Below are 9459 nucleotides of genomic sequence, written 5' to 3' on the forward strand. Positions count from 1 at the left end.
ATACTTAATTTGTCCAGCCAACTGTTTTTTTGGGTGATCGCCTCTCCTCAAAAATAGTTACTTTGTACTATATGCCCATGCCAAAATCGGGGTTAATGCTCTATTTATTTCAAAATGAGAATTGCTGACGATAATTGATGCGTCTTGATTAATGGCAAGGGATACCACCTCTTTTTCCACCGGTAGCGTCTCGATTAAATTTCCCGTTGACAGATTCCAGAGTTTAACTGTTGCATCTTCTCCACCAGTAACCAGTGTATTGCCATCGGAACTTAAGGCTAGGGCGATCAAACCTCGTTGGTTTGGCAGGGTAATACGTTCTTTCCCCGTTTTTAAATCCCAAACCTTGATTGTGCCATCTTCACTGCTGCTGGCTAATATTTGTTGATCGTTACTTATAGCGATCTCTAAAATAGCTTTTCCTTGTCCTGCTATGGTTTTTTTCCGTTTTCCAGTTGCCACTTCCCACAGGTAGATGTTCCCTTTCTCATCCCCACCTACCAAAGTTTGACCGTCTCGGTCTAGTACAAAAGAATTAATCTGGCTCGACGGCTCAATCAATGGCAGTTCTTCAACCGTTGGTTTATTTGGGAACAAGGAATCCAACAACGGTTTTATTATTGGATAGCCAAACCCAAAAGAAAGCCCACCAGTTATAACAATAAAAATTACCCAGAACCAACGGTTAAACATCGATGGTAGGAGAGGTGGAGGTGGTGGCGGCGGGAGAATTTTGGTATCAGGAGGAACAACAACAGGCGTTTTTTTCCGTCCAGCGGAACTAGGCAAGCCGGTTAACATTTCTTGAGCAGAGGTGAAGCGATCACGGGGGTGGAAACGGACAGCGCGATCGATAACGGCGGCTAAATTCGAGGGTCGGTGGGGCGCATCTTTTCGCCAGAGGATTTCACCGGTGTTGGGGTCGCTGGTGAGAGCTTGAGGAGTTTTGCCCGTCAGCAGGAAAATTGCGGTTAGACCCAAGCTGTAGAGGTCGCTGGAGGGAACTGGATGGCCAGCTGCTTGTTCTGATGCCATGTAGCCAGGAGTTCCCAATGGGACTGTTTTACTGCCGCCATTGATGTTGTTCACCTCTTTGAAAATACCAAAATCAATGAGAACAGGTTTACCGTCGCTGGCCCGCAGGATGATATTGTCGGGTTTGATGTCCCGGTGGATGATTCCTCGGCCGTGGATGTAGTCGAGGACGGGTAGGAGTTCTCCCAAGATTTTTTCTACTTCCGCTTCCGAGAGGTTGCCTTCTTGTTGGTGTTTTTCACTGAGGGTGATCCCTTCAATCCATTCTTGGACGAAGAAGAAATTTTCCCCTTCTGAAAAGTACTCGTAAAGTTGAGGAATTTGTTGGTTATTTTGCCCTAATTCTTCTAAAATAGCGGCTTCTCGCTGGAAACGTTCTTGAAACCAATCTGAAGTTGGTGCTGTGCCAGTTGTAGCCTCATCTGGCTTTAGTTGCTTGATTACACATTTACGGCCGGAGGGCATACGAGTATCGATCGCGAGGAAAGTTTCGCCAAAACCGCCTCTACCTAGTTGTTCCAAGATTTCATAGCGATTGTTTAGCATTTAATAGCGACTCTCTAATAGGAATGCTGTTATTTTAAAATGGATAAACTTCGTGCGGGTGATTTTCTTTTCAACCCTCGCTGCCCGCTGCCCTTGAGCTATTGGTTATACCAATTCTCCAAAGTCTGACTACAGAAGTTTAATCCCCCTAAATCCCCCTTAAAAAGGGTGACTTAAATTCGATGTGTAGTTTTCATTTAGAGAAATGGTATTAGATTAGCAAAAATGGTAAGTAGCTGATTATAATTAAATTGAAGATAGATTTTGGGTTTGATCCCCCCTGCCCTCCTTGATAAGGGGGGCATTTGATAATTTTTAACGCCTACGTACTTAATTAAGTCCAGAAAACAAAAACTATCAAAAAGTCCCTCCTATCTCCTGCTGTCAACCCATTGATTAGGATTTTTCTTAGCCAAAAACTTTTTTGGCATCGATCAAAGATTTTAGGCAAGGATGTGGAACGCTTCAGCTAATTTGGTGTAACAGAAAATTGCTGTAGATTTTACAATCTAAGACTTTAATGAGATAGTCAACAACTTACCCCGTCCTCAAATGACGGGATTTTAAACTCGAATTTTTGATAACCTGAGATGCCTCGATACGGAAAGACTTCACCCCCAAACCTCCCCACTACCCCCTAGCTTTTACCTAGGGATAAAAAACCAAATAGAACAGACAAAAAGCCTGTTCTATTTCTTAGGAGAAAAAAACTTAAACGGTCATGATATCTTTTTCTTTTGTCGTTAATAAATCCTCGATTTTGGCGATAAATTTATCGGTGGATTTCTGGACTTGATCCTGTAAATCCCTGGATTCATCCTCAGAAATTTCGTGACTTTTTTCCTGTTTACGGATAGCATCGATCGCATCCCGACGAATATTGCGGACAGCTACCTTTCCTTCTTCGGCCAATTTCGCCGCTAATTTGACCAATTCCTTGCGGCGATCGCTAGTGAGGGGAGGGATATTCAAACGAATGGTCTGACCGTCATTACTGGGGGTTAAACCCACGTCCGAGAGAGAAATCGCCTTTTCGATCGCCCCCATACTGGTACGATCGAAGGGTTGAATGGCGATCGTGGTTGCGTCGGGAGTGCTAATAGTGGCCAGGGACTTGAGGGGAGTTTCCATGCCATAATACTCCACCACGATTCGATCTAAAAGAGAAGCATTTGCGCGGCCGGTACGAATCGTATTAAAAGCTCTCTGGGTTGATTCGACGGTTTTCTGCATATGGTCTTGAACTTCAGCTAACTTCACAGAATCCTCCTACCAATGTTCCAACGGGTTCACCTTTGACAGCGCGAACAATATTACCTGCTACCGACAGATCGAAAACGACTATCGGGATATTATTTTCCTTGCACAGAGCGATCGCAGTTCCGTCCATCACCCGCAGATCATGGGTCAGCACATGACCGTAGGTGAGACTTTGAAAGCGTCGCGCGTTAGGGTTGTGAGAGGGATCGGAATCATAAACCCCATCCACTTTCGTCGCTTTAAACACCACTTCCGCATCGATTTCGGCAGCGCGCAGGGCCGCCGTGGTATCGGTGGTAAAGAAAGGATTACCCGATCCCGCACCGAAAACCACCACCCGACCTTTTTCCAGATGACGGATTGCTCGCCGGCGGATGTAGGGTTCAGCTAATTCCTGCATCGCGATCGCCGTTAATACCCTAGTCGGTACTTGCGCTCGTTCTAGGGCATCCTGCAAGGTCATGGCGTTCATGACTGTTGCTATCATACCAATATAATCGGCCGTGGCCCGATCCATGCCAGCCGAGGCGGCTTTCACCCCCCGAAAAATATTGCCCCCACCGACCACGATCGCCAATTGGATGCCTTGGTCAACCACTTCGGAGATTTCCTGAGCGATAGCGGAAACCACCATCGGGTCGATCCCATAGCCGAGATTGCCCATCAGGGCCTCCCCACTCAGTTTTAATAATACCCGCTTGTACGCCATGCCCTTACTACCACTCGCTAAAACAAGATCTAGATAATTTTTGTCTCCCCATAAGATAGCAGGTTTTGGCCTTGATTTAAGTTGACCAGTCCACTCTCCCCCAGGGCCAACAAGTTAAGATTAATAAATCTTTTCGTTGGGAAATTAGTATTTAGTGATACCTTTGTTATTAAGGGAAGCTTAGTTTTATAGAGAATTAATAACCGTGGTCAGCGATCGATTACTATTGGTTAACAAAAACAATCAAAAGGCCGCTAACATCGATACCTTTGATTGGGTCTATGGGTTTCAGGATGGAACTCGTCTGATGGGCAAGGTTTGCGGTTACTTAGATCCCGATAGTAATCGTCTTCTCGATCCCGAAAACTGCAGCGCTATCTACCAGAATGCCCAGGGACAAGTCCTTAGTCGTTGGCAAGGTGGAGATTTTATCGCTTTTGAACTAACCACCACTGGGGAAGATCTCCTGATCGTGGCTTCTAATGATAATTGTGTCAGTAATAGTCTCTGTTTGGTTTCGGGCATTAGTCGCAGCTGCGCCCAAGTTAGCGATGAAGGAAAATCCCTCGTCCGGGAGGTTTTTCAATACCCTGCTTGGTCTTTGCAAGACGATAATAGCAGTTCTAAGCCGGCTTTCAGTTGGAATTGTTCCGTATCTCCCTTTTTCCCCTTTGTTTCCCTGCGTTTTAATCTTCAGTCCACCAGCAGCAAAAAATTCTATCGTTGGACGGTTTCTCCCTATTTTCCCTTTTGTCCCCTCTTAGAAGTGGGAGAATCCCTTGCCTAATTGGCTTTTTCACTACGATAGTTTTAGAAGATTTCAACACATCAGGAATGGTTAAAACCGTAAGCTATCCCGTGCTATATCAGACTTAGGATGGCGTTCTTTTCGAGATATGCTATCGGCTAAATCCGCTTAATATGGTCGGGATTTTCGCTTAATTTCTCGATGGCAACCAACAAAGCGAAAAGTCTGACCGTTGCTGTGGACATAGGGTCCAAAAAGCCTTAAATGTCCCTAGAGATGTTAGAGCAGTTATCTTAATAGTGAGGTACGAAGTTTTCCGGCTCTCTTATTCTTTGTGTGATCTCGCGTAGCGAGCGCGTTGCGACCAGTTTAACTTACTAGAAAAGCGATCAATCTTTGTGTCCTCTGTGTCTGGAGTGGTTCCTTCCACCCCCTCGCTAGGAGGAATGTATCTTAGAATACATTTTACCCACCAAATCCAAGAGAGCCATAATTCATAATTCCTTTCCAAAAATGCCTTCGCCAGAATCCGCTCCGTTGCTATCACAACTGCAAAAAAAAGTCAATAGTTTAGATGTACCATTTTATGCACCAGGGCATAAGCAGGGGGAAGGAATCGGGGAAGATTTAAGTAATTTACTAGGAAAAAGCGTCTTTAAAGCCGATTTACCCGAATTACCCGACCTGGATAATTTGTTTGCCCCGACGGGAGTGATTAAAGAAGCGCAAATTTTAGCAGCCGAGACATTTGCGGCAGATAAAAGCTGGTTTTTAGTCAATGGCTCCAGTTGTGGCGTTATTGCGGCGATTTTAGCCACTTGCGGCGAGGGAGATAAAATTATTTTGGCGAGAAATATTCATAAATCGGCAATTTCGGGCTTAATTCTCTCCGGAGCGCAGCCTATCTTTATCAATCCCGAATATAATCCCACTATCGATCTAAATTTAAATATAACCCCCCAATCCCTCGCAAATGCCCTGAAACTTCATCCCGACGCAAAAGCGGTAATGGTAGTCTCTCCCACCTATCAAGGGGTTTGCTGTGACTTAAAAACTATCGCCCAGATTACCAATCATTATTCCATCCCGCTGCTCGTCGATGAGGCTCACGGGGCCCATTTTGCCTTTCATCCCGATTTACCTCCCGCTGCCCTCTCTCTCGGCGCCGATATGGCTATTCAGTCCACCCATAAGGTTTTAGGGGCCTTAACTCAAGCATCGATGTTACACTTAAAAAGCGATCGCATTAGTTCCGAAAAAGTCGATCGAGCCTTACAATTAGTTCAAACCACTAGCCCTAGTTATTTGCTTCTCGCCTCCCTTGATAGTGCTAGAAAGCAAATGGCGACGCAAGGACTAGATTTACTGACCAAAACCCTCGATTTAGCCGCTACTGCCCAAAAAGAACTCGATAAAATTCCTAATATCTCTGTTTTAGACTTTCCCCATTCTATCCCGGGTTGTCACTGGTTCGATCGCACTCGTTTAACGGTAATTGTCAAAGATTTTGGCTTAACTGGTTACGAAATAGACGATATTTTGCGAGAAAAATACGCTGTCACGGCAGAATTACCGACTTTAAGCCAACTTACTTTTATTATCTCCATCGGCAATCATCGCGAACACATTAATCGCCTCATTACTGCTTTTCAATCCCTTCAATCCCCTTCCTCTACCAGTTTACCCCTGACTCCTGCCCCAGTCACGGGAAATCTGGCTATTTCTCCTAGAAAGGCTTTTTTTGCCCCTACAGAGATAGTATCCCGGAAAAATGCCCTCGATCGTCTTAGTGCTGATCTTATCTGTCCCTATCCCCCCGGTATTCCCGTTTTGATGCCGGGTGAGTTAATTTCTCAGGAAGTCCTCGACTATCTGCAAACTATTTTAGACCTCGGTGGCACGATTGCCGGCGGTAGTGATGATAATTTGGCAACTTTCAGGGTTTTAAAATAATCGCAAAATTATCTGATATATTAACCAGAAAAAGGCAGTAATAGCAATGGCTCCAATGGCTGCCATCACGGCAATGATAGCAATTTCAGGAAAACTTAGGCCGTTTTGCAGTTGCGGAATTAACAGTAAGGCGAGGGTAATTGCTGCTAGAATCGGTAAATCTTTTCCTTCAATCACTTTTTTAAATAATGCCAAAACTAAGCCACCTAAGATCATAAAGGCGATGACAATTCCTGCCGAGGGAACTAAACTATTTAAGGCAATTACTAATAATGTCCCCTCAAATCCTGTAAAGGCAGCATTAGCGAAAGTTTCCCCAAGAGAAAAGCGGGAAGTTTTTCTCATCACCGGAGAAGCTGGGGGAATTGGAGAAGGTGGAGGAGATGGGGGAGGAGGATTTAAAGCGGTTAAAACTTCTTCACAGGATTGAAATCTATCCCGGGGATTTGCTAGTAACATTTTATTGAATACTTGGGCTAAATCTGCACTGATATTAGGGGCATAATTTTGCCAATTCCATATCTGTTTTTGCGGATCGTATAGCTCATCAGGATCGCGATTAGTTAAGAGTATAACACAGGTAGCTGCTAGGGCATATAAATCTGTGGCTGCCGATACCTGATTGCCTAATTGTTGTTCGGGAGGAGCAAATCCGGCTGAATAAATTGTTGTGGATTTCTCTTGTGTATTACTAGGGTTATTAGTCGCCTGTTTTACTGCCCCAAAATCGAGTAAATAGAGACGGCCATTTTTGGACAGCATGATGTTAGATGGTTTTATATCCCGGTGAATGGAACCATTTTCATGGATAAATTTGAGGATAAGAAGTAATTCTTTGAGAATGTTTTTAACTTCACTTTCTTGAAAGGGTTTTTGTTGCTGTTGGAGAATTTCTTCTAGGTTTTTACCGTCGATATATTCCTGGGCCAGATAGAAAAATTGCTCTTCTTCTCCCGTTAATTGATTCTTGACTTTTAAAGGGAAAAAAGCATAGAGATCGGGGATTTGGGGATGTTCTCGTCCTAAATCTTCTAAAACGTGCGCTTCTTGAAAAAATAAGTTTTTCGCTTTTTCTAAAGCTTGGGGACTTAAATTACCAGAGGGTTGGAATTGTTTGATTACACATTTAGCTTTTTTGGGACTATAACGATCTACTGCTAAAAATGCAGCCCCAAATCCCCCTTGTCCCAATAGACGTTCTGGTAAATAACGTCCCCCCAAAATTAATGGCATTCCGCAAGTAATACAATATTTCTGCTCGATCGAGGTTAAGCGATTGCTATCGTCTAGGTCTAGGCACTGATTACGCGGTCTCGGACAGTGGGGACGCGTGCAAATAACTTCCATAATCACCGTTTCCCGTGGTACTGCTCTTAGTTTAGCTACTACCGGCAATTCGGGTTAAAATTTTTATTCTTGAGAAAGATTTAAAAAGAGGGTTCGTAGGTCTACACGGATTCCCATTCTACTACAAGGTTAGCAAAAATTTTAGAGTTTGTCAAGTCTTTGGCCGAAAAAAATTCAGCCAGATAAGGGCGGTTATCAATCGGGTCACGCATATCAGCCAAGGCAAGGGTTCTGGCCGCGGCGTTTTGATGCGCTTGAAAATATTGCTTTTTTTTCCCAAAGGCAGTAAACTCAAATGTATCGTAAATGTATTTCAGATGAATTATGACTCTATATCTAGCAGAGGATGATCGACAAGAAAGGACAAAAGAAGAGGTGAGCGAGATATGGTCGCGCATTGCCACAGTCGCATCAAAATCCCAGGGAGAGTTAATCGAAGCCCTAATCGGTGAAACAGAGGGGCGGTTATTCCTGATTATCAAAGCGATTGATCGCGCCGGTGGTGATTCGGTAGTAGTGATGGCGGCTTAATCCTTTGCCAGGTGTGCATTGTAGTCATGGATAAAATACCAAAGGGTTCCCCAACGTGATTCTCCATTTTTTTAGAGAAAGATAGACTCTCTCTCACCAACCGAGAAATCCTTTGTCGAAAGGTATTATTTAATCTTTCAATAGGATTAGTTTGACCAGTTTCTTTCCCGACTGGTCGATGACGTTTACTAGGAATTCCTGTCTTATAGGACTCCCAACAGTCTGTGTAAGCAACAGCGCATTGTCGGTAAACACCGGGTAAACTAGCCCCAAAGTTTTTTGGCTGATTGACGACTCCTATCTCCGCGCATAGCAACCAATAATTTCCCTTGTATTTCTATCAATTAACCGCCAAATATAAACCTTTATCGTCTGAGAAAAAACAAAAGACCACATCTCATCACATTCTATAACCAATTTACCTTTTAGTTTGTCCGAAACCTTTATTTGACGGTGGACAGTCGCCAGTTTATTGTTGACATAATTTTGTAAACATGACCAACTTACCCCTGTTACTCTAGCAATTACTCGTAAGAAAATTCGTTCGAGCAAGAGTTTATCAATTAATTGTTTGGTTTCGTCAGATACGGTTTTATTAGTGGGATTGATCACAAACTGACGACCACATTCTTTACATTGACGTTTGGGTTTTCCATTATGAATAGAACCATTCTTGATCCTATGGTGAGAACCACAATTAGGACAGGGGAACGGAGGTGAACTAGGGGGGGTACTTTGTTCGGTGCTAGACTGATATTTCAGTAAGCCAGACAGGAGCCAGAAAAAGATATTTATCAGAAAAGTCATGATCAAGCTAGAGGTTTAAAGACTGATCGGGTTCCAATTATTTTTATTAATAAATATTTTACACAATTCATACCAGGTAAGCAAGAGAGCTACGCCACTACTACCGAATCATTACCTTTCAATCTATAGACCTCTTGCATAATTTTTTTATGGTATAATGGAGTTTTTTGCTTTTTTCTCAATTCTTAGATTGAAGTGGAAAAAAGAATAAAATGTGATCTTAGGTCAGGAAATCATCTATAATTTTGCTATGTTTATTAGCAAAATTATGGATTATCAAAACTTATCAGATGAACAATTCAAACGCCGTTTCGGTGTGTATAAACAAACCTATAGAAAGATGGTAGAATCAGTAAAAAGTGTTGAAGCCGACTCTAATTCACCATCTAAAAGGGGACCGAAACCTAAACTATCTATAGAAGAACAAGTTTTAGTAACGTTAGAATATTGGCGAGAATATAGAACATATTTTCACATTGGTACAAGCTGGGAACTATCAGAATCAACTATATGTCGGATTGTA

At 43.1% G+C, this 9459-nt stretch carries 7 protein-coding genes and 3 pseudogenes; 5 read left to right on the forward strand and 5 right to left on the reverse strand.

The features are described from left to right. Positions 1-123: 123 nt before the first annotated feature. From IQ224_RS18450 to pyrH, 3 genes and pseudogenes are all read right to left on the reverse strand, one after another. A pseudogene (locus IQ224_RS18450) lies at positions 124-1581 on the reverse strand (protein kinase); the annotation flags it as partial. Between the two features lie 711 nt (positions 1582-2292). Further along, the gene (gene frr, locus IQ224_RS18455; RefSeq protein ID WP_002746738.1) at positions 2293-2814 is read right to left on the reverse strand and encodes a ribosome recycling factor; all 522 of its coding nucleotides are present in this window, start codon (positions 2812-2814) and stop codon (positions 2293-2295) included. Between the two features lie 13 nt (positions 2815-2827). After that, positions 2828-3550 carry a UMP kinase gene (gene pyrH / locus IQ224_RS18460; RefSeq protein WP_002732255.1) on the reverse strand — a complete coding sequence of 241 codons (723 nt, stop codon included), beginning with the start codon at positions 3548-3550 and terminating at the stop codon, positions 2828-2830. Between the two features lie 205 nt (positions 3551-3755). Between pyrH and IQ224_RS18465 the strand changes: the two genes are divergently transcribed. The 3 genes and pseudogenes from IQ224_RS18465 to IQ224_RS18470 all read left to right on the forward strand — a co-directional run bounded on the left by IQ224_RS18465 (position 3756) and on the right by IQ224_RS18470 (position 6251). Further along, positions 3756-4337 (forward strand): hypothetical protein, encoded by a 582-nt coding sequence (locus IQ224_RS18465; protein ID WP_002746740.1) that lies wholly within the window; start codon positions 3756-3758, stop codon positions 4335-4337. A gap of 14 nt (positions 4338-4351) precedes the next feature. Continuing rightward, positions 4352-4467 (forward strand): annotated as a pseudogene (locus IQ224_RS24340) (RNA-guided endonuclease TnpB family protein); the annotation flags it as partial. 344 nt (positions 4468-4811) lie between these two features. Continuing rightward, positions 4812-6251, forward strand: coding sequence for an aminotransferase class I/II-fold pyridoxal phosphate-dependent enzyme (locus IQ224_RS18470; protein WP_002746745.1), 1440 nt, complete (start codon positions 4812-4814; stop codon positions 6249-6251). Here the strand turns inward: IQ224_RS18470 and IQ224_RS18475 are convergent. Beyond that, positions 6243-7598: a serine/threonine-protein kinase gene (locus IQ224_RS18475; protein WP_002746746.1), complete on the reverse strand. Its 1356-nt coding sequence runs from the start codon at positions 7596-7598 to the stop codon at positions 6243-6245. The two genes, IQ224_RS18470 and IQ224_RS18475, sit on opposite strands and share 9 nt — an antisense overlap. A 324-nt stretch (positions 7599-7922) precedes the next feature. Here IQ224_RS18475 and IQ224_RS18480 point away from each other — a divergent pair, with 324 nt between their 5' ends. Then, positions 7923-8129 (forward strand): hypothetical protein, encoded by a 207-nt coding sequence (locus IQ224_RS18480; RefSeq protein WP_002746748.1) that lies wholly within the window; start codon positions 7923-7925, stop codon positions 8127-8129. Here IQ224_RS18480 and IQ224_RS18485 read toward each other — a convergent pair. Beyond that, positions 8126-8891, reverse strand: a pseudogene (locus tag IQ224_RS18485) (IS1 family transposase). The gene IQ224_RS18480 and the pseudogene IQ224_RS18485 overlap by 4 nt on opposite strands. 295 nt (positions 8892-9186) lie before the next feature. Here IQ224_RS18485 and IQ224_RS18490 point away from each other — a divergent pair. Continuing rightward, a partial coding sequence (locus IQ224_RS18490) for a transposase family protein (RefSeq protein WP_194032966.1) occupies positions 9187-9459 on the forward strand: 273 nt, incomplete at its 3' end.

The organism is Microcystis sp. LEGE 00066 (assembly GCF_015207925.1).
GTDB classification, from domain to species: domain Bacteria; phylum Cyanobacteriota; class Cyanobacteriia; order Cyanobacteriales; family Microcystaceae; genus Microcystis; species Microcystis ichthyoblabe_A.